Source organism: Streptomyces tanashiensis (genome assembly GCF_014648895.1).
Taxonomy (GTDB): Bacteria; Actinomycetota; Actinomycetes; order Streptomycetales; family Streptomycetaceae; genus Streptomyces; species Streptomyces tanashiensis.
The window spans coordinates 1-20,066 of sequence record NZ_BMRZ01000014.1; the positions used below are offsets into that span (position 1 = coordinate 1).

At 71.7% G+C, this 20,066-nt stretch carries 15 protein-coding genes; 7 read left to right on the forward strand and 8 right to left on the reverse strand.

Annotation, left to right across the window (positions count from 1 at the left end; translation table 11 throughout):
• On the reverse strand, positions 1-2,116 hold a 2,116-nt coding region (locus IE237_RS30450), incomplete at its 3' end, for a homocysteine S-methyltransferase family protein (protein WP_189805353.1).
• 244 nt (positions 2,117-2,360) lie between these two features.
• On the opposite strand from IE237_RS30450, the gene IE237_RS30455 reads away from it, so the two are divergent.
• The 6 genes from IE237_RS30455 (at position 2,361) to IE237_RS30480 (ending at position 9,778) form a co-directional block, all read left to right on the forward strand.
• Positions 2,361-3,125, forward strand: a complete 765-nt coding sequence (locus IE237_RS30455; RefSeq protein ID WP_189805354.1) for an IclR family transcriptional regulator — start codon at positions 2,361-2,363, stop codon at positions 3,123-3,125.
• A 279-nt stretch (positions 3,126-3,404) separates the two neighbouring features.
• The gene (locus IE237_RS30460; protein ID WP_189805355.1) at positions 3,405-4,163 is read left to right on the forward strand and encodes an MIP/aquaporin family protein; all 759 of its coding nucleotides are present in this window, start codon (positions 3,405-3,407) and stop codon (positions 4,161-4,163) included.
• A gap of 35 nt (positions 4,164-4,198) precedes the next feature.
• Entirely contained in the window at positions 4,199-5,725 is a 1,527-nt protein-coding gene (glpK, locus tag IE237_RS30465) for a glycerol kinase GlpK (protein ID WP_189805356.1), read from the forward strand.
• Positions 5,726-5,731: 6 nt separating this feature from the next.
• Positions 5,732-7,336: a glycerol-3-phosphate dehydrogenase/oxidase gene (locus IE237_RS30470; RefSeq protein ID WP_189805357.1), complete on the forward strand. Its 1,605-nt coding sequence runs from the start codon at positions 5,732-5,734 to the stop codon at positions 7,334-7,336.
• Positions 7,337-7,449: 113 nt separating this feature from the next.
• Complete coding sequence (locus IE237_RS30475) at positions 7,450-8,511, forward strand: LLM class flavin-dependent oxidoreductase (protein WP_189805358.1); 1,062 nt, start codon at positions 7,450-7,452, stop codon at positions 8,509-8,511.
• Positions 8,512-8,653: 142 nt separating this feature from the next.
• Positions 8,654-9,778, forward strand: coding sequence for a PAC2 family protein (locus IE237_RS30480; protein WP_189805359.1), 1,125 nt, complete (start codon positions 8,654-8,656; stop codon positions 9,776-9,778).
• A 60-nt stretch (positions 9,779-9,838) separates the two neighbouring features.
• Here the strand turns inward: IE237_RS30480 and IE237_RS30485 are convergent, their stop codons facing one another.
• The 5 genes from IE237_RS30485 to IE237_RS30505 all read right to left on the reverse strand — a co-directional run bounded on the left by IE237_RS30485 (position 9,839) and on the right by IE237_RS30505 (position 16,556).
• A complete protein-coding gene (locus IE237_RS30485; RefSeq protein ID WP_189805360.1) occupies positions 9,839-12,910 on the reverse strand; it encodes an NPCBM/NEW2 domain-containing protein in 3,072 nt (1,023 codons plus the stop codon).
• 116 nt (positions 12,911-13,026) lie between these two features.
• Positions 13,027-14,256, reverse strand: a complete 1,230-nt coding sequence (mshC, locus tag IE237_RS30490; RefSeq protein WP_189805361.1) for a cysteine--1-D-myo-inosityl 2-amino-2-deoxy-alpha-D-glucopyranoside ligase — start codon at positions 14,254-14,256, stop codon at positions 13,027-13,029.
• A 152-nt stretch (positions 14,257-14,408) separates the two neighbouring features.
• The gene (locus tag IE237_RS30495; RefSeq protein WP_189805508.1) at positions 14,409-15,245 is read right to left on the reverse strand and encodes an SCO1664 family protein; all 837 of its coding nucleotides are present in this window, start codon (positions 15,243-15,245) and stop codon (positions 14,409-14,411) included.
• Complete coding sequence (locus IE237_RS30500; RefSeq protein WP_189805362.1) at positions 15,209-15,799, reverse strand: DUF3090 domain-containing protein; 591 nt, start codon at positions 15,797-15,799, stop codon at positions 15,209-15,211. Before IE237_RS30500 ends, IE237_RS30495 begins: the two co-directional genes overlap by 37 nt.
• Positions 15,800-15,866: 67 nt before the next feature.
• A complete protein-coding gene (locus IE237_RS30505) occupies positions 15,867-16,556 on the reverse strand; it encodes a histidine phosphatase family protein (RefSeq protein WP_189805363.1) in 690 nt (229 codons plus the stop codon).
• Positions 16,557-16,775: 219 nt separating this feature from the next.
• Here IE237_RS30505 and IE237_RS30510 point away from each other — a divergent pair, with 219 nt between their 5' ends.
• Positions 16,776-17,768, forward strand: a complete 993-nt coding sequence (locus IE237_RS30510) for a magnesium and cobalt transport protein CorA (RefSeq protein ID WP_189805364.1) — start codon at positions 16,776-16,778, stop codon at positions 17,766-17,768.
• 22 nt (positions 17,769-17,790) lie between these two features.
• Here IE237_RS30510 and IE237_RS30515 read toward each other — a convergent pair whose 3' ends face one another.
• Complete coding sequence (locus IE237_RS30515) at positions 17,791-18,576, reverse strand: ferritin-like domain-containing protein (protein WP_189805365.1); 786 nt, start codon at positions 18,574-18,576, stop codon at positions 17,791-17,793.
• A 317-nt stretch (positions 18,577-18,893) separates the two neighbouring features.
• Positions 18,894-19,943: an LLM class F420-dependent oxidoreductase gene (locus tag IE237_RS30520; RefSeq protein WP_189805366.1), complete on the reverse strand. Its 1,050-nt coding sequence runs from the start codon at positions 19,941-19,943 to the stop codon at positions 18,894-18,896.
• Between the last annotated feature and the right edge of the window lie 123 nt (positions 19,944-20,066).

Below are 20,066 nucleotides of genomic sequence, written 5' to 3' on the forward strand. Positions count from 1 at the left end.
GCAGCTGCATCTGCCCCGAGCCGAACAGCTCGCCGACGGTCTTCATGCCGTCGAGGAGGGTGTCGTTGACGATGTCGAGGGCCGGGCGGGTCTCCAGGGCCTCGTCGAGGTCGGCCTCCAGGCCGTTCTTCTCGCCGTCGACGATCCGCCGCTTGAGGCGCTCGTCCAGCGGCAGCGCGAGGAGCTCCTCGGTCTTGCCGGCCTTCATCGACTTGGTGGTGGCGCCCTCGAAGAGGGCCATCAGCTTCTGCAGCGGGTCGTAGCCCTCGGCGCGCCGGTCGTAGATCAGGTCGAGGGCGGTGGTGACCTGCTCCTCGTCGAAGCGGGCGATGGGCAGGATCTTCGACGCGTGGACGATCGCCGAGTCCAGGCCCGCCTTCACGCACTCGTCGAGGAAGACCGAGTTGAGCAGGATCCGGGCGGCCGGGTTGAGACCGAAGGAGATGTTCGACAGGCCCAGCGTGGTCTGGACGTCCGGGCGGCGGCGCTTCAGCTCGCGGATCGCCTCGATCGTGGCGATGCCGTCCTTCCGCGACTCCTCCTGGCCCGTGCAGATCGTGAAGGTCAGGGCGTCGATGAGGATGTCCGACTCGTGGATGCCCCAGTTGCCGGTGAGGTCCTCGATGAGGCGCTCGGCCACGGCGACCTTGTGCTCGGTGCTACGGGCCTGACCCTCCTCGTCGATGGTGAGGGCGATGAGGGCGGCGCCGTGCTCCTGGGCCAGTCGGGTGACCTTCGCGAAGCGGGACTCGGGTCCGTCGCCGTCCTCGTAGTTGACCGAGTTGATGACGGCCCGGCCGCCGAGCTTCTCCAGGCCGGCCCGCAGGACGTCCACCTCGGTGGAGTCGAGGACGATCGGCAGGGTGGAGGCGGTGGCGAAGCGGCCGGCGAGCTCCTCCATGTCGGCGACGCCGTCGCGGCCCACGTAGTCCACGCAGAGGTCGAGCATGTGCGCGCCCTCGCGGATCTGGTCGCGGGCCATCTCGACGCAGTCGTCCCAGCGGCCTTCGAGCATGGCCTCGCGGAACTTCTTCGAACCGTTGGCGTTCGTCCGCTCGCCGATCGCCATGTACGAGGTGTCCTGCCGGAACGGGACGGTCTGGTACAGCGAGGCGGCGCCCGGCTCGGGGCGCGGGGAGCGCTCGGGGGGCGTGAGGCCCTGGACCCGCTCGACGACGTGGCGCAGGTGCTCGGGCGTCGAGCCGCAGCAGCCGCCGACCAGGGACAGGCCGTAGTCGCGGACGAAGTTCTCCTGCGCGTCGGCCATCTCGGGGGCCGTGAGCGGGAAGTACGCGCCGTCCTTGGTGAGGATGGGCAGGCCGGCGTTCGGCATGCACATGAGCGGCGTGCGCGAGTGGCGGGCGAGGTAGCGCAGGTGCTCGCTCATCTCGGCCGGGCCGGTCGAGCAGTTCAGGCCGATGAGGTCGATGCCGAGGGGCTCCAGGGCGGTCAGCGCCGCCCCGATCTCGGAGCCGAGCAGCATGACGCCGGTGGTCTCGAAGGCGAGCGAACAGATCAGCGGCACGTCCACGCCGAGGGCGTCCATCGCGCGGCGCGCGCCGATGATGCTGGACTTGGTCTGCAGCAGGTCCTGGGTCGTCTCCACGATCAGGGCGTCGGCGCCGCCGGCCAGCAGGCCCTCGGCGTTCTGCTGGTAGCCGTCGCGCAGCACGCCGTACCCGATGTGGCCGAGGGAGGGCAGCTTGGTGCCCGGGCCGATCGAGCCGAGCACCCAGCGCTGGCGGCCGTCCTTGGCGCCGAACTCGTCGGCGACCTCGCGGGCGATCCGGGCACCGGCCTCGGAGAGCTCGAAGATCCGGTCCGCGATCTCGTACTCGCCCGCGGCCGAGTGGTTGGAGCCGAACGTGTTGGTCTCGACGCAGTCGACGCCGACCTCGAAGTACGCCTCGTGCACCGAACGGACGATGTCGGGCCGCGTGACGTTCAGGATCTCGTTGCATCCTTCGAGGTTCTGGAAGTCCTCGAGGGTGGGGTCCTGGGCCTGGAGCATGGTGCCCATGGCTCCGTCGGCGACGACGACTCGGCTGGCGAGTGCCTCGCGGAGTGCGGCGGCGCGGGTCCGGCTGTCAGCGGAAGGGGTCGGCAACGAGGCCATGGATGAGCTCCCTGGGATGCGACGGCTGTCGGCTTTGCACCCTCGGGGGAGGGTGCACGGGGCCAGCGTAACCGCGTGGGGGCCGGGGTGGACACGGCGTCCCACGGGCCGGACGGCATCCTGTGTGCGGGGACTCCCGGTCCTGCCCCTCCTTGGCCGACACTGTGTGGTGTGACGCAAGGTCGGCATCGACCGATAGTGTTCAGCATTGTCGAACAGTATGAGAAGGGTGAGGGGCCGGGCGATGGCGAAGAACATCCAGTCGCTTGAAAGAGCGGCGGCCATGCTGCGACTGCTCGCGGGCGGCGAGCGCCGGCTCGGCCTGTCCGACATCGCGTCCTCGATCGGACTCGCCAAGGGGACGGCCCACGGCATCCTGCGCACCCTCCAGGCGGAGGGCTTCGTGGAGCAGGACGCCGCCTCGGGCCGCTACCAGCTGGGCGCGGAGCTGCTGCGCCTCGGCAACAGCTATCTGGACGTGCACGAGCTGCGGGCGCGCGCCCTGGTCTGGACGGACGATCTGGCGCGGTCCAGCGGCGAGAGCGTGCACCTGGGGGTGCTGCACCAGAAGGGTGTGCTGATCGTGCACCACGTCTTCCGGCCGGACGACAGCCGTCAGGTCCTGGAGGTGGGGGCCATGCAGCCGCTGCACTCCACGGCGCTGGGCAAGGTCCTGTCGGCGTACGACCCGGTGGCGCACAGCGAGGTGCTGGAGGTCGACCGGGAGGCGTTCACGCCCCGGACGACCACGGAGCTGGTCGACTTCGAGTCGCTGCTCGACATGACGCGGGCCCGGGGCTGGGCGGCGGACGTGGAGGAGACCTGGGAGGGCGTGGCGTCGGTGGCGGCGCCGATCCACGACCGGCGGCGGATGCCGGTGGGCGCGGTGGCGGTCACGGGCGCCGTGGAGCGGGTCTGTCCGGGCGGGGAGCTGCGTCCGGAGCTGGTGGCCGCCGTGCGGGACTGCGCCCGCGCGGTCTCCCGGGACCTGGGGGCCGGCCGCTTCTGACCGCCCGTACGCGCGGCGGCCCCGACCGCCCGCCGTACAGAACCGAACCCGCCGGTAACGATCGCGTTATCGGCGGGTTTTTCACTTCCCAGACCCTTGACGCGCTGTTAACCCGGGGGCAAAACTTCCGTTCATCGGTCGGCATTGTCGAACACCTAACGGCAATACACGCTAGAGTGTGGCAGTGCCAAGGGCCGGCAACGCCCTCACACGAGGGCGCGGACCACCGGAGGGACCCGGGGTTCGCCTTCCCCTGGACGAAGGACAAAGGAGTCGCGGGTGTCCAGCTCCGACATCTTCCTCGGCGAGACCATCGGTACCGCCGTTCTCATTCTGCTCGGCGGCGGTGTGTGCGCCGCCGTCACGCTCAAGAGCTCCAAGGCCCGCAACGCGGGCTGGCTCGCGATCACCTTCGGGTGGGGCTTCGCCGTCATGACGGCCGTCTACATGACCGCTTCCCTCTCGGGCGCCCATCTGAACCCCGCCGTCACGGTCGGAATCGCGATCAAGGACGGGGAGTGGGACAACGTCCCCGTCTACATCGCCGGCCAGATGCTCGGCGCGATGATCGGCGCGGCGTTGGTCTGGGTGGCCTACTACGGCCAGTTCCGGGCCCACCTCACGGACCCGGAGACCGTCGGCGAGACGCCGATCGAGGGCCCCGGCCCGGTGCTCGGCGTCTTCTCCACGGGCCCCGAGATCCGTAACACCTGGCAGAACCTGGCCACCGAGATCATCGGCACCGTCGTGCTGGTCCTGGCCGTGCTCACCCAGGGCCTCAACGACAGCGGCAAGGGCCTCGGCGTCATCGGCGCCCTGATCACCGCGTTCGTCGTGGTCTCCATCGGCCTCTCGCTCGGCGGCCCGACCGGTTACGCCATCAACCCGGCCCGTGACCTCGGCCCGCGCATCGTGCACGCCCTGCTCCCGCTGCCGAACAAGGGCGGCTCCGACTGGAGCTACGCCTGGATCCCGGTCGCCGGTCCGCTGATCGGTGGCGCCCTCGCCGCGGGTATCTACAACATCGCGTTCGCCTGAGCCGTCCTTCTTCCAGACTTCCCTTGGAGCACACCGTGACCGACGCACACACCTCCGGCCCCTTCATCGCGGCCATCGACCAGGGCACCACCTCCTCGCGCTGCATCGTCTTCGACAAGGACGGCCGGATCGTCTCGGTCGACCAGAAGGAGCACGAGCAGATCTTCCCGAAGCCGGGCTGGGTCGAGCACGACGCCGCCGAGATCTGGGCCAACGTCCAGGAGGTCGTCACCGGCGCCCTGGAGAAGGCGGAGATCACCGCCGCCGACGTCAAGGCCATCGGCATCACCAACCAGCGCGAGACCACGCTGCTCTGGGACAAGAACACCGGTGAGCCCGTCCACAACGCCCTCGTCTGGCAGGACACCCGCACCGACGCCCTCTGCAAGGAGCTCGGCCGCAACGTCGGCCAGGACCGCTTCCGCCGCGAGACCGGCCTGCCGCTGGCGAGCTACTTCTCCGGCCCGAAGGTCCGCTGGCTGCTGGACAACGTCGAGGGCCTGCGCGAGCGCGCCGAGCGCGGCGACATCCTCTTCGGCACCATGGACTCCTGGGTCATCTGGAACCTCACGGGCGGCGTCGACGGCGGCCACCACGTCACCGACGTCACCAACGCCTCCCGCACCATGCTCATGAACCTCCACACCATGAGCTGGGACGAGAAGATCCTCCAGTCCATGGAGATCCCGGCCGCCGTGCTGCCGGAGATCCGCTCCTCCGCCGAGGTGTACGGCGCGGTCAAGGGCGGCATCCTCGACGGCGTCCCGGTCGCCTCCGCGCTCGGCGACCAGCAGGCCGCCCTGTTCGGCCAGACGTGTTTCGCCGAGGGCGAGGCCAAGTCCACGTACGGCACCGGCACCTTCATGCTGATGAACACCGGCGACAAGATCATCAACTCCTACAGCGGCCTGCTGACCACGGTCGGCTACCAGATCGGCGACGCGAAGCCGGTCTACGCCCTGGAGGGCTCGATCGCCGTCACCGGTTCGCTGGTGCAGTGGATGCGCGACCAGATGGGCCTGATCAAGTCCGCCGCCGAGATCGAGACCCTCGCGTCCTCGGTCGAGGACAACGGCGGCGCCTACTTCGTGCCGGCCTTCTCCGGCCTGTTCGCCCCGTACTGGCGCTCCGACGCGCGCGGTGTCATCGCCGGCCTCACCCGGTACGTCACCAAGGCGCACATCGCCCGCGCCGTCCTGGAGGCCACCGCCTGGCAGACCCGCGAGATCACCGACGCCATGACGAAGGACTCCGGCGTCGAGCTGACCGCGCTCAAGGTCGACGGCGGCATGACCTCCAACAACCTGCTGATGCAGACCCTCTCGGACTTCCTGGACGCGCCCGTCGTGCGTCCGATGGTCGCCGAGACCACCTGCCTCGGCGCCGCCTACGCCGCCGGCCTGGCCGTCGGCTTCTGGCCGGACACCGACGCGCTGCGCGCCAACTGGCGCCGGGCGGCGGAATGGACCCCTCGCATGGACGCCGACAAGCGTGACCGCGAGTACAAGAGCTGGCTCAAGGCCGTCGAGCGGACCATGGGCTGGATCGAGGACGAGGAGTAATACGAGATGACCACCCTGCAGAGCGTCCCTGCCCTGGGGACGCACCCGGCTGCCGGTTCCCTGCCGAGCCGCGCCGAGACCCGGGAACAGCTTTCCAAGGCGACGTACGACCTCCTGGTGATCGGCGGCGGCATCCTGGGCATCTCCACCGCCTGGCACGCCGCGCAGTCGGGCCTGCGGGTGGCCCTGGTGGACGCCGGCGACTTCGCCGGCGCCACCTCCTCCGCCTCCTCCAAGCTGCTCCACGGCGGCCTGCGCTACCTGCAGACCGGCGCGGTGAAGCTGGTGGCGGAGAACCACTTCGAGCGGCGTGCGGTCTCGCGCCAGGTGGCACCGCACCTCGCCAACCCGCTCACCTTCTACCTGCCCGTCTACAAGGGCGGCCCGCACGGCGCGGCCAAGCTCGGTGCCGGTGTCTTCGCCTACAGCGCCCTCTCGGCCTTCGGCGACGGCGTCGGGCACCTGCTCTCCCCCGCCAAGGCCGCACAGGACGTGCCGGAGCTGCGCACCGACAACCTGAAGGCCGTCGCCGTCTACGGCGACGACCAGATGAACGACGCCCGCATGGCGCTGATGACGGTCCGCGCCGCCGTCGACGCCGGTGCCACCGTCCTCAACCACGCCGAGGTCACCGGCCTGCGCTTCACCCGGGGCCGGGTCACCGGCGCGGAGCTGAAGGACCGCACCACCGGCGACGAGTTCGGCGTGAGCGCCCGGCTCGTGCTCAACGCGACCGGCCCGTGGGTCGACCACCTGCGCAGGATGGAGGACCCGAACGCGGCCCCCTCCATCCGCCTCTCCAAGGGTGCGCACCTGGTCCTCAAGCGGACCTCGCCGTGGAAGGCCGCGCTGGCCACCCCGATCGACAAGTACCGCATCACCTTCGCCCTCCCCTGGGAGGACATGCTGCTCCTCGGCACCACCGACGAGGAGTACGAGGGCGACCCCGGTCAGGTCGAGGTCACCGAGAAGGACACCGCCCAGATCCTGGACGAGGCCGCCTTCTCCATCCGCGACCAGCAGCTCTCGCGCGACCTGATCACGTACTCCTTCGCCGGTCTGCGGGTGCTCCCGGGCGGTCCCGGCGACACCTCGAAGGCCAAGCGCGAGACGGTCGTCACCGAGGGCCGCGGCGGCATGCTGTCCGTGGCCGGCGGCAAGTGGACGACCTTCCGCCACATCGGCCGCACGGTGATGAAGAAGCTGGAGCAGCTCCCCGGCCACCCGCTCGGCGAGGACTACGAGCCGGTGTCCGCGCTGCCGAAGCGGCTGCCGCTGCCCGGCATAGCCAACCCGAACGCGGTCGCCCACCGGCTGCTCGTCGACGGTCCGGCGCCCGGCCCGCGCATGGCCGCCGACACCGCCAAGCACCTGGCCACGCACTACGGCTCGCTCTCCTTCGACATCGCCCGGATGGCGAACGAGAACCCGGAGCTGGCCCGCCGGATCCACCCGGACGCGCCGGAGATCTGGGCGCAGGTGGCCTACGCCCGCGACCACGAGTGGGCCGAGACGGCGGACGACGTGCTGCGCCGCCGGACGACGCTGACCATCCGCGGTCTCGCGACGGACGAGATCCGCGCCGGGGTCGAGTCGATGCTGCGCAAGTAACTCGCGCACGCAACTCCCTTGCGCACAGGGGCGGTTCCTCTCCGAGGGGCCGCCCCTCACGCGTGCCATGCGCCGTCCACACGCCCGCAACACTCGGCGCGCAGAGTTGAGACATGAAGTTTCAGGTGCTCTCGATCGTCCACCACTCCCCGCACCCGCTCACCGGCGAACTGCTGTCCGCCGCCGACCGGTTGGAGCAGGTCGTCACGCTCGGCGAGACCGCCGAACGGCTCGGCTTCGACGCGTACGCGGTCGGCGAGCGGCACGCGGGCGCGTTCCTCTCCTCGTCGCCGACCGTGCTGCTCGCCGCGCTGGCCGCCCGCACCAGCCGGATCAGGCTGCTCACCGGCGTCACCGTGGTCGCGATCCTCGACCCCGTCCGGGTCGCCGAGGACTACGCGACGCTCGACCAGCTCTCCCGCGGCCGGCTCGAACTCGTCGTCGGCAAGGGGGCGGAGGCCGGTCACTTCGACCTCTTCGGCCTGGACGAGGAGCGGCAGTGGGACCTCCAGAAGGAGAAGTACGAGCTGCTCCGCCGTCTCTGGACGGAGGAGGGCGTCGACTGGGAGGGCGAGTTCCGGCCTCCGCTGAAGAACGTGACCACGGTCCCCCGGCCGTACGCGGGTCCGCCCCGGATCTGGCACGGCTCGGCCACCAGCCTCAACTCCCCCGAGCTCGCGGCGATCCACGGTGACCCGCTCTTCACCGCCAACGCGATCCAGCCGCGCGAGGCGTACGCGAAGCTCATCGCCCACTACCGCGAGAAGTTCGAGGAGTACGGGCACGATCCCGCCCACGCGCGCGTGGCGGCCGGTTCCGGCGGGCTCCTCATCGCCGACACCCCCGAGCAGGCGGTCGCCCGGTACAAGGAGCTGTACGAGGCGAAGGTGCGGCAGAGCTTCAAGCCGCACCTGGAGGGCAAGGCGGGGTACAACACGCCGTTCCGGACGATCGAGGACGCGATCGCCGGCGGCCCCCAGCTGATCGGCTCGCCGCAGCAGATCATCGACAAGATCCTCGGCTACCACGAGCACTACGGGCACGACCTGCAGTCCGTCACGGTCGACACCTTCGGCCAGTCGACGGCCGAGCAGGAGGAGACGCTCCAGCGCTTCGCCGAGGAGATCGCGCCGGTCGTGCGGAGGGAGGCTCCGAGCACTCTGTGGGAGGAGTGACACCGCCGTGTGCGGAGGTGAGTTCCTGGGTAGTCGATCAAGGCCGCACGGGTTTTCGGGGAAGTCCGGGGACTGCGGGCGGCCCGCCGGAAAGCCGTAAGGTGGGGCCGTACGACAGGAACTTCGAATAAGGAGGCGCTGGGTGATCGAGCTCGAGGGGGTACCCGAGCTGATCGACCCGGTCATGGTGGCCGCGTTCGAGGGCTGGAACGACGCCGGCGACGCCGCCTCCACCGCGGTCGCCCATCTCGACCGGGAATGGAAGGGCGAGGTGTTCGCGGCGCTCGACGCCGAGGACTACTACGACTTCCAGGTCAACCGCCCCACGGTCTTCCTGGACAACGGGGTCAGAAAGATCACCTGGCCGACGACCCGGCTCTCGGTGGTCCGGGTCGGCGGCGACAAGCCCCGCGACCTGGTGCTCGTGCGCGGGATCGAGCCCTCGATGCGCTGGCGCTCCTTCTGCAACGAGCTGCTCGCCTTCGCGCACGAGCTGGGCGTGGAGATGGTGGTGATCCTGGGCGCGCTGCTCGGCGACACCCCGCACACCCGGCCGGTCCCGGTCAGCGGGGTGACCTCCGATCCGGACCTGGCGCGGACGATGGACCTGGAGGAGACCCGGTACGAGGGCCCGACGGGCATCGTGGGGATCCTCCAGGAGGCGTGCACGCACGCGGGCGTGCCGGCGGTGAGTCTGTGGGCGGCGGTGCCGCACTACGTGTCGCAGCCGCCGAACCCGAAGGCGACCCTGGCGCTCCTCAACCGCCTGGAGGACCTGATCGGGCTGCGCATCCCGCTCGGCGAGCTGCCGGAGGACGCGCGGGCCTGGCAGCTGGGCGTGGACCAGCTGGCCGCCGAGGACAGCGAGGTCGCCGAGTACGTGCAGACCCTGGAGGAGGCGCGGGACACGGCGGAGCTGCCGGAGGCCTCGGGCGAGGCGATCGCCCGCGAGTTCGAGCGGTATCTGCGGCGGCGCGAGCCCGGCTCCGGGCCGGGGCTGGCGACGGAGGGCGGCGACACGGCGTTCCTGCGGGACCCGGGGAGCGGCCGGACCCGCCCGCCGAAGCCGGTGCAGCCGGGCCCCGAGTCGGTCCCGGGGGCGGACGCCGCCGAGGGGCCGGCCGAGGAACCCGGCGAGGAACGCGGCGAGGGACCGGCCGAGGGTTCCGCCGACGTATCCGGGGACGGACCCGCCGAGGCTTCCGCCGACGGGCCCGAGGGGCCCGAAGGCCCGTCGCCCGACGTGGACGGCGGGGCCGGGAAGTAGCGGCTCGGAGCAGCGGACGGAACGGGAGGGGTGCCCGAGGGCGCCCCTCCCGTTCGTGCGTCAGGCGCAGCCGAACCGGGCCGCCGCCCAGTCGCCGTGGTCCCCGCTCTTCGACCCGTTGGTGTCCGTGATCCGGAGCCGGACGTGCCGGGCGCCGGTCACGTCGACGTTCACGGGCAGGGTCGCGGAGGCCCCGGTCAGCCGGGGCGAGGTCCACAGCACCCGGCCGTCCGCCTCGACGGAGAAGGCCACGTCCCCGTAGCCGTTGATCTCGTCGTCGATGCCGACGTCGGCGGTGAAGGTGGTGCAGCGGCCGCCGAGGTAGACCTCGATGTCGGAGTCGGCGTGGCCGCCGATGCCCTTCTCGTAGGTCTTTCCGGCCAGGGTGAGCGCGCGGCCGTCGGCGGCGCCGGACTCGCCGTTGGAGCGGTCGCGTTCGGGCGGTCCCCAGCCGTTGGTGGAGCGCAGCCAGACGAGGTCGCTCGCCCAGGCGTCGCCGGTCGGTGCCGGGGGCATCACCCCGAGTGCGAAGCGCTGGACGGCCGTGCGGTCGGTGCCCGCGGCGCGGTGCCGGACGGTGGCCGTGAGCGTGGCCTCGCCGGGCTTCGCCTCGGCCGCCGGGGTGACGGCCACCTCGACCCGCCGGGTGGTGCCGGCCGGGACGCGGGAGATCGGGGCGGCCGGGGTGACCTGCCAGCCGGCGGGGGCGTCGAGGGAGACGCGTACGTCGGTGGCGTCCCGGGTGCCCGCGGTGACGTCCACGGCGACGGTGCCGGGCGTCCCGGCGCCGAGCTCCTGCCCGGCGGGGGCGGCGAGGACGGCGGAGGCGCCGGGGACGGCCCCGCCGACGGCGCTGGTGTCGGTCAGGCGCAGCTCGAAGCCGCGGGCGGTGGACCGGTCGGCGGTCTTGATCCGGACCACTCCCCCGCGCTCGTCGCGGTCGTACCACCAGCCCTCGGCCGCCGCGTCGAAGGCGGCGCGCGAGGTGAGGCCGGGCAGCTTGCGCCCGTCGAGCCTCACCGTGCCGGGGGCGTCGCCGGTGTGGACGGTGAAGGCGTACGGCCGGGCGGCCGGCTTGCCGGTGTACGTGCCGGTGCTCGCGCCGATGCGGACGGTGACGTCACCGGGGCCGGCCTGCGGGGCGCGGACCTCGGCACGCTGGGTGGCGTACTTCCCGGTGCGGTGCTCGCGGGTGACGCCGTCGTCCTCGTACAGCTCGAAGGAGGAGCTGCCCTTCGGGTAGACGTCCCAGGCGATCGGGTCGCCGGGGGCGCGGTCCTGGTACGAGCGGATGGAGCCGGGCCACATGGGGACGACCGCCCCGGCCCGGACGAAGAGGGGCAGGGTGTCGAGCGGGGCGCTGTAGTCGTCGACGGTGACGGGGCCCCGGTAGGTGCGCCCGCTCCAGTAGTCGATCCAGGTGCCCTCGGGGAGGTAGATGCCGTCGCGCTCGACGGCGTCCTGGTAGACGGGGGCGACGAGGAAGTCCTCCCCGCTGAGGAACTCGTACTTCGCGGCCTCGGTCGCGGCCTTCGGGTCGTCCGGGTACTCCAGGGCGAGCGGCCGGGCGAGGCCCACGCCGGTCTTCGTGGCCCGGTGGGCGTGGCTGTAGATGTACGGGAGCAGGGACTCGTGGAGCTTGAGCGAGGCGCGGTTGATGCTGGTGTACGGCTCGCCGTACCGGAAGGGCTGCTTGTCGTTGGCGGCCCAGCCGTCCATGGTCATGGTGACGGGCAGGAAGGTCTTCCACTGGAGGTCGCGGGTGTACGTCTTGGCGCTGCCGCCGAAGATGCCGTCGACGTCTCCGGTGGTGTAGGCGAGTCCGGACATGGACGCGCCCGCGTAGGTCGGGATCTGCCAGCGGATGTACTCCCAGCTGCCGGACTGGTCGCCGGACCACTGGACGCCGCAGCGCTGGGCGCCGGACCAGCTCTCGGGGGCCCAGGTGAAGCCGCGGGCGTCGCTGTTGGCCTCGATGCCGGCGTGGGCGTCCTTGCAGCCGTCGAGGGCGAACTTGTAGCCCTCGCCGACCCAGGCGACGTCGAGCTTGGCGACCCGCTGGCCGGCCTTGACCTGATCGCCGAGGCGGTCGATGCCGTCCTCGGTCCACAGGCCGAGCTTCATGTTCCGCTCGCCCAGGCCGGTGGAGGCCTCGGCGAGGTTCTCGTAGCCGCAGCCGTAGCCGTCGTTGACGAGCATCCAGCCGTTGGGCATGTCGTTCTCGACGTAGCCGTCGGCGACCTTCAGGGCGTCTAGGGTGCGGCGCTCGCCCCGGTTGGCGTTGTGGAGGTAGCAGTCGGCGTCGCCTATCTCCAGGCCGTACACGGGCGGCAGGAAGGGCTTGCCGGTGAGCTTGGTGTACTGCCCGATGACGTCCTTGAGGGCGTCCCGGCCGCTGCCGGCGAAGTAGTAGGCGTCGAAGCGCTGTTCCTTCGCGCTGGTGGTGACGGGCTCGGTGAAGGCGTAGGTGTTGGGGGCGTAGGTGTTGCGGTAGACGCCGTAGCCCGCGGAGGAGAGGTAGAAGGGGACGGAGTTGGGGTGGCCGCCGTCGTTCCAGTTGTAGTCGACGCCGACCTCGACGGTCTTGTCGCGGTGGGAGGTGTTGCCGCGGCCGTTCTGCATGCCGGCGCCGTAGAACTGCTCGTCGGCGCCGCGGGCGAGGGTCTGGACGGTGCGGTCCTGGTTCCAGGTGAGGCCCTGGGTCTCGGTCCAGAGCGGGGTGCCGTCGGCGCGCACGGCCGAGAACCGCAGCGGTGACTTGGTGGCGCGCAGGGTCACCCGGGAGGTGGCGAGTTCGTAGCGGTCGCCGAGGTCGCGCCAGCGGGTGGCCGGCGGCGGGCCCTGGGGCAGCGTGATGTCGGTGCCGGTGGGGTCGGTGAACCTGCCGTCGGGGGCGAGTTCGATGCGGAAGGTGTCGGCGGTGACGAAGGAGACGCGGGCCTCCGTGTGCCCGGCGGTCAGCCGGTAGACGGCTCCGTCGGCGGCGAAGCCGGTGATGTCGCCGACGGTGGTGTCGGTGGATGGGGTGTCGGTGGGGGTGGCCGACGCGGTGGAGCCGGGTCCCGCGAAGGCCGCGAGGAGCCCGAGGACGGCCCCGGCAAGTGCAACTTTCATGCGCGATGATGATTGCATGGAGCTTATTTAGCGCAGGAACGAGCATCCCCGCCAGGACAAAACGGAACCGCCCCTGGACTTCGACGAGAAGTCCAGGGGCGGTTGCCTGAAAGGGAGTTGTGCGGTCCTGCTCGCTACAGGGCCACACCGAGCAGTGCGTCGACAGCGCGCGAGACGAGGCCGGGAGCGGACTCGTCCTCACCGCCCTCGGCCGTCTGGAGCTCGGCCCAGCGGTCGACCGCGGCGAGCGCGGTGGGCGTGTCGAGGTCGTCGGAGAGGGCCTCGCGGAGCTCCTCGACGAGCGCGTCGGCGGACGGGCCGTCGGGACGCGAGACGGCGGCGCGCCAGCGGCCGAGACGCTCCACGGCCGTCTCCAGGACCTGGTCGGTCCACTCCCAGTCGTCGCGGTAGCGGTGCGAGAGCAGCGCGAGCCGGATGGCGGCCGGGTCGACTCCGTCCCGACGGAGCTTGGAGACGAAGACCAGGTTGCCCTTGGACTTCGACATCTTCTCGCCGTGCAGGGCGACCATGCCGGCGTGGACGTACGCCTTGGCCATGGGGAACTCGCCCGTGAGGGCCTGGGCGTGGGAGGCGCCCATCTCGTGGTGCGGGAAGATCAGGTCGGAGCCGCCGCCCTGCACGTCGAAGCCCATGCCGAGGTGATCGAGGGCGATGGCGACGCACTCGATGTGCCAGCCGGGGCGGCCTGCGCCGAGGCTGCCGCCGTCCCAGCTCGGCTCGCCCTCACGGGCAGCCATCCAGAGCATCGGGTCGAGCGGGTTCTTCTTGCCCGGACGGTCCGGGTCGCCGCCGCGCTCGGCGGAGAGGTGGCGCATCAGCTCGGTGTCGTAGTGCGAGACCTGACCGAAGTGCGGGTCGGCCTCGACGGAGAAGTAGATGTCGCCGTCGAGCTCGTACGCGGCGCCTGAGTCCCGGAGGCGCTCGACGAGCGGGACGATGCCCGGTATGGCCTCGACCGCGCCGATGTAGTGCTGCGGGGGCAGCATCCGCAGGGCCGTCATGTCCTCGCGGAAGAGGGCGGTCTCGCGCTCGGCGAGGCCGACCCAGTCGACGCCGTCGCGGATCGCGCGCTCCAGGAGCGGATCGTCCACGTCCGTCACGTTCTGGACGTAGTGCACCTGCCGCTTGGTGTCGAGCCACACGCGCTGAACGAGGTCGAACGCGTTGTAGGTCGCCGCGTGACCCATGTGGGTCGCGTCGTACGGCGTGATGCCGCAGACGTAGATACGGGCGACGGGACCGGGGGCGAGGGTGACTCGTCCACCGGTCGCGGTGTCGTGGATCCGGAGGTCGCGGCCCTTGCCGGGAAGGGCGGGGACCTCAGAAGCGGGCCAGGCATGCATGACCCGAGCGTAACCGGACAGGTGTTCCGGATACGAACCGGATCCGGGATCTTGACCGATTAGGCGCTCTTGCGGGTCGGAGGCGTGCGTGCATACCCCCCAGGGGTGCCTACCCCTCCGACGGCCTTGGCCGAAACCTTTCGGCCAAGGAATCAGACCGGCGGCCAGGGGATCGAGGGCCACTGCCCCGAGGGTTCCGGGTGCCGTCCGGTGGTGCGCAGCGCCTCCACGCGGGCGCGTACGGCCGCGACCTCGGCGCCGGTCAGGAGTTCCGCCAGTCGGGTGGCGAGCGGCGCTCCCGGGGCCAGGGACCGGTCGAGCGAGTCGAGCACGGCGGCCGCCTCGGCGGGCAGCTCCTCGCCCGCCCAGCCCCACAGCAGCGTGCGCAGCTTGTCCTCGACGTGGAAGGTCACCCCGTGGTCGATGCCGTACAGGCGTCCGCCCGGGGCCGGCAGCAGGTGCCCGCCCTTGCGGTCACCGTTGTTGATGACGGCGTCCAGGACGGCGAGGCGGCGCAGCTCGGGGGTGTCGGCGTGGACGAGGAGCGCGGTGCGGTCCTCGTCGATCTGCGCGGGCCCCACGGCCTTCCACCCTTCGCCCGCCTCCTCGTCCTCGGTGAGGGCCAGCAGCCGAGCCCCGGGATCGGCCTCGATCCACAGCTGGACCATGCCCTCCCCGTACGGCCCGTCGCGGAGCACGGTCGGCGGGACCAGGCCCCAGCCGGTCGCCTCGGAGATCTCGTACGCGGCGACCTCGCGCTGGGCGAGGGTGCCGTCGGGGAAGTCCCACAGGGGCTGCTCCCCCGCGACCGGCTTGTAGACGCAGGCGGCCTCGCGGCCCTCGTGGGCGACGGAGCAGTACAGCACGGCGTTGGACGCCTCGCGGACCCGTCCGCGCACGGTCAGCTCACCGCGCGCGAGGAGCTCCGTGTCGCGCGGGCTCTCGGGGCTGCTCATGCTCCGCGGCGGTATCCGTTCTGGCGCGGGCAGACGTGCCCCTCGGGGTCGAGCGGCAGGCTGCACAGCGGGCAGGGCGGGCGGCCCGCGTTGACGACGTCCAGGGCCCGCTTGGCGAAGGCCCGGGCCTGGGCACCGCTGAGGCGGACCCGGAGCATCGGCGGACCGTTCTCCTCGTCCTGCAGCAGCCGCTCCTCGGCCTCGGCGAGGTCCTCCTCGGAGTCCGCGTCGAGCTCGACGAGCGCCTGCGCCTCGACGATCATGCGCTGCTCCTCGCCGTCCCAGGCGAGGGCCATGGTCCCGACCCTGAACTCCTCCTCGACGGGCACGTCGAGGGGGGCGGTGTCCGCGATCTCGGCGGGGGCGACGGCGGGCACCGGCGCGTTGCCCCCGGTGCGGCGCACGACCTCGTCGAGCAGTTCGTCGATGCGCTCGGCGAGGGCCGCGACCTGGGTCTTCTCCAGCGCGACGCTGGTGACCCGGCCGCCGGCGGACGCCTGGAGGAAGAACGTACGGCGGCCAGGCAGCCCGACCGTACCGGCCACGAAACGCTCCGGTGGGTCGTAGAGGAACACCTGACGGGACACGTTCCCGGCTCCCTTGAGTCTCGACAGTCGTACTACAGCGGCGCGTCCACCCTACTGCGCGCGGGGATCACGGTGCGCCCGCACCACCACCGACCTCGGCCGTCCCACCGCCGCCGGGGTGCTCCCGGGGGGCGAACCCGGCGAAGTCCCCGGTGTCGCCGAGGCGGAGGAGGAAGGGGCGCAGGCGCGTGTAGCGGATCGCGGTGACCGAGCAGGGGTCGACGTGGATGCGCTGGAAGAGGTCGAGGTGGAGCCCGAGGGCGTCGGCGACGATCGCCTTCACGATGTCCCCGTGGGAGCACATCAGGTACGTGGCGTCCTCGCCGTGCTCGGCCTCCACGCGGGCGTTCCAGTCGCGCACGGCCTCGACGGCGCGGTTCTGCATGGCGCGCATGGACTCGCCGCCGGGGAAGGCGGCCGCCGAGGCGTGTCCCTGGACGATCTCCATCAGCGGTTCGTCGGCCAGCTCGGCCAGTTTGCGGCCGGACCAGTCGCCGTAGTCGCACTCGCTGATCCGGTCCTCGACGTGGAGCGGGAGGCCGGGGCGGGCGTCCAGGAGCGGCCGCAGGGTCTCCCGGCAGCGCTGGAGGGGGCTGGTGACGACCGCGGCGAGCGGGACGTCCGCGAGGCGCCCGGGGAGGGCGGCGGCCTGGGCGGCCCCGCGCTCGTCGAGCGCGATCCCGGGCGTGCGCCCGGCGAGGACCCCGGAGGTGTTGGCGGTGGAGCGTCCGTGCCGGACGAGGATCAGGGTGGCCATGCGGTCCAGCCTAGGCGGTGCCGATGCGGCGGGGCGGGCGCACGGGACGACGGGGGCGGGGGCCGGTGCGCGGGATGCCGGAGGCCGGGCCGGGCGCGCGCGGCGACGGGGGCGGGGGCACTCGGCGACGGGAACGGAGGGCGGGTGCACGCGTGCGGGGTGGTGCCGACGGGCCGCGGCTGCCGCACACGCGTGCGTGGCGGCGGCGTTCGGGGGAGAATGCGCGGCGTGATCGTGGACTCTGCCATCTACCGGGACGGGCGCCGTACGGACGGCCCCGCCGACCTCTCCGACGCCCTGGACGAGGCGCGGGCGACGGGGGACGCGTTCCTGTGGGTCGGGCTGCACGAGCCGTCGGAGGCGGAGTTCGCCCATGTCGCCTCGGAGTTCGCGCTGCACCCGCTGGCCGTCGAGGACGCCCTCAAGGCCCACCAGCGGCCCAAGCTGGAGGTCTACGACGACTCGCTCTTCGTGGTGCTCAAGCCGATCGTGTACGAGCCGGAGAGCGACCGGGTGTCCTCGGGCGAACTGATGGTGTTCATGGGCGACTCGTTCGTCGTGACGGTCCGGCACGGTGAGGGCGCCCCCCTCGCGGCGGTGCGCCGGCGCCTGGAGGCCGACCGGGAGGTCCTGAAGCACGGGCCGACGGCGGTGCTGTACGCGGTGAGCGACGCGATCGTGGACCACTACCTCGATGTGGCGGGCGAGCTCCAGGTCGACCTGGAGGAGCTGGAGGCGGACGTCTTCGCGCCGAGCGGCGGCAATCCGGCCAACACGGCGGAACGGATCTACACGGCGAAGCGGCAGGTCCTGGAGTTCCGGCGGGCGAGCGGTCCGCTGGCCGGGCCGGTGGCGCGGCTGACGGCCGGTTCGGTGCCGTTCGTGAACGAGCGCGCGCAGCCCTTCTTCCGTGACGTCAACGACCATCTGCTGCGCTCCAACGAGCAGGTGGAGGGCCTCGACCGGCTCCTGTCCGACGTGCTGTCGGCCCATCTCGCGCAGATGGGGGTCCGGCAGAACGACGACATGCGGAAGATCTCGGCGTGGGCGGCCATGGCCGCGGTCCCCACGATGGTCGCGGGGATCTACGGGATGAACTTCGACCACATGCCGGAGCTGCGCTGGGAGGGCTCGTACCCGGTGGTGATCGTGGTGATGGCGGGCATCGTCGCCGGGCTGTACCGGGTGTTCAAGCGGCGCGGCTGGATGTGAGCCCCGTCGGCGCCGGGCGGCCTCAGAAGGCGGGGGCGGGGGTCGCGGGGCCGCCGAGGGCGTTCAGCCGCTCGGGCATCCGCAGGTCGACCATCTTGTGCCAGCCGGCGGCGCGCTCGTACGCGTACGTGGTGTGGATCCCTGCGACGAGGACGGCCGCCTTGGGCTTCGGCCAGTTCAGGATGCGGCCCATGTGGCGCATCACGGCGAGGCTGACGTCGCGGTAGACCTGGATCTCGGCCAGGGCGGACTCGCGCAGGGTCCGCTGGATGAGTCGGCCGTGGCCCTGACGGGCGAGCCGGAGCAGTTCCTCGTGGCAGTAGGCGAGATGGTTCACCTCGTCGTTGTCGATCATGTGGATGGCCTTGCCCAGTTCGGGATGGTCCCCGAAGTACCTGACGAGCATGTCCATCTGGTCGGCGGCGCGCTGCTCGGTGACCCGGCTGTGGGCGAGGTAGACGACGACGTCCTCCTCGGTCAGCGGCCGGTCGGCGCGGAGCTTCTCGTGCGCGAGGCCGATGCCGCGGTGCTCCAGCAGCATCGTGTAGTCGGTGTCGGGCGGCACGGGGACGGGTTCGAGGCCGCGTTTCCTCATCAGCGCGTTGAAGATCCGGCCGTGCTTGTCCTCGTCGGCGCCGTGCCGGGTGATCTTGGGCGCGAGGGAGCGCATGCCGGGCGCGACGAGGGCCGCGATCCGGGCGTTCTCCCAGCCGCCCTGCGACTCGCCGCTCGCGGCGATGGAGCAGAAGAGCCGGAAGGACTCGTCGTTGTCGATGATTTCCTGGAACAGGCCCTTGGCCGTGAGCATCGCCGCCACCTCCGTGCGGACGTCCGTACTCCGGTACGTCCGGGGAGATCGAGTCAAGTCGGGTCCCGGGCGGCGGGCAACAGGAGGGCGTGGCGACTCGGCCGAAAGAGTGAGACCCGAGGGCGTAACCGGGGGCCCCGTGGAGCGTTGTGCTGCATGACGGCCGTGGCGGGGAAGACCCCCGAGCCCCCACCACGGCCGCAGACCTCTCTTCGTCGTCGACGGCGCCCTCGCACCGATCGGCCCCTGGGGGCTCACGGGCTTCGACCGCCTGCGCCGGACTCCGTCCGCCGGGGTCCGGCGCCGCGCTCCCGCGGTCAGGCCAGTCCGGCCCGCTCCATCGCCTCGACGCCCGCCCGCAGCGCCGCCAGCCGCTCGTCCAGGGTGAAGCCGGCCGGGGCGAGGGTGAGGGTGGTGACCCCGGCCTCCGCGTAGGCCGTCATCCGCTCGGCGATCCGCTCGACGGAGCCGAGCAGCGTGGTCTGGTCGATCAGGGAGTGGGGCACCGCGGCCGCGGCCCCGGTCTTGTCGCCGGCCAGGTACTTGTCCTGGATCTCGGCGGCCTCCTTCTCGTACCCCATGCGCTGGGCGAGCTGGTTGTAGAAGTTCTGCTTGCGGCTGCCCATGCCGCCGACGTAGAGCGCGGTGTACGGCCGGAACACGTCGGCCAGCGCGTTCACGTCGTCGCCGAGGGCGAGCGGCAGGGTCGGACAGACGTCGAAGCCGTCCATGGTCAGGCCGGCCTTCTCGCGGCCCGCGCGCAGGTGCCGGAGCGCGGTCTCCTCCAGGTGCTCGGCGGAGGGGAAGATCAGCAGGGCGCCGTCGGCGATCTCGCCCGTCTGCTCCAGGTTCTTGGGCCCGATCGCGGCGATGTAGAGCGGGATGTGCTCGCGCTGCGGGTGGACGGTGAGCTTGATGGGCTTGCCGGGGCCGCCGGGCAGCGGCAGGGTCCAGTGCTCGCCGTCGTAGCTGAGCCGCTCACGGGTCATGGCCTTGCGGACGATCTCGACGTACTCGCGGGTCCGGGCGAGCGGCTTGTCGAACTTCACGCCGTACCAGCCCTCGGAGACCTGCGGTCCCGAGACGCCGAGGCCGAGGCGGAAACGGCCGCCGGTCAGCGAGTCGAGGGTGGCCGCCGTCATCGCCGTCATGGCGGGCTGCCGGGCCGGGATCTGCATGATCGCGGAGCCGACGTCGATCCGCTCGGTCTTCGCCGCGACCCAGGCCAGGACGGTGGGTGCGTCGGAGCCGTAGGCCTCGGCGGCCCAGCACACGTCGTAGCCGAGGCGGTCCGCCTCCTGGGCGACGGCGAGGTTGTCGCCGTCCATGCCGGCGCCCCAGTAGCCGAGGTTGATGCCGAGCCGCATTCCACACACCCCTTACCCATCGGTAACGTCACGTGGGGCGGACTCTAGCGCGCGTGCGGGCCATCCGTCAGGACGCGGTTGTCCACAGGCTCTCTCCGCGTGGTGCCCTGGCCAGTACTCTCG

Bases quoted from the DNA above. Each gene is read 5' to 3' on its own strand.
- IE237_RS30455 (WP_189805354.1), top strand. From the start codon at position 2,361: ATGGCGAAGAACATCCAGTCGCTTGAAAGAGCGGCGGCCATGCTGCGA.
- IE237_RS30470 (WP_189805357.1), top strand. From the start codon at position 5,732: ATGACCACCCTGCAGAGCGTCCCTGCCCTGGGGACGCACCCGGCTGCC.
- IE237_RS30475 (WP_189805358.1), top strand. From the start codon at position 7,450: ATGAAGTTTCAGGTGCTCTCGATCGTCCACCACTCCCCGCACCCGCTC.
- IE237_RS30485 (WP_189805360.1), bottom strand. From the start codon at position 12,910: ATGCAATCATCATCGCGCATGAAAGTTGCACTTGCCGGGGCCGTCCTC.
- mshC (WP_189805361.1), bottom strand. From the start codon at position 14,256: ATGCATGCCTGGCCCGCTTCTGAGGTCCCCGCCCTTCCCGGCAAGGGC.
- IE237_RS30505 (WP_189805363.1), bottom strand. From the start codon at position 16,556: ATGGCCACCCTGATCCTCGTCCGGCACGGACGCTCCACCGCCAACACC.
- IE237_RS30510 (WP_189805364.1), top strand. From the start codon at position 16,776: ATGCGCGGCGTGATCGTGGACTCTGCCATCTACCGGGACGGGCGCCGT.
- IE237_RS30515 (WP_189805365.1), bottom strand. From the start codon at position 18,576: ATGCTCACGGCCAAGGGCCTGTTCCAGGAAATCATCGACAACGACGAG.
- IE237_RS30520 (WP_189805366.1), bottom strand. From the start codon at position 19,943: ATGCGGCTCGGCATCAACCTCGGCTACTGGGGCGCCGGCATGGACGGC.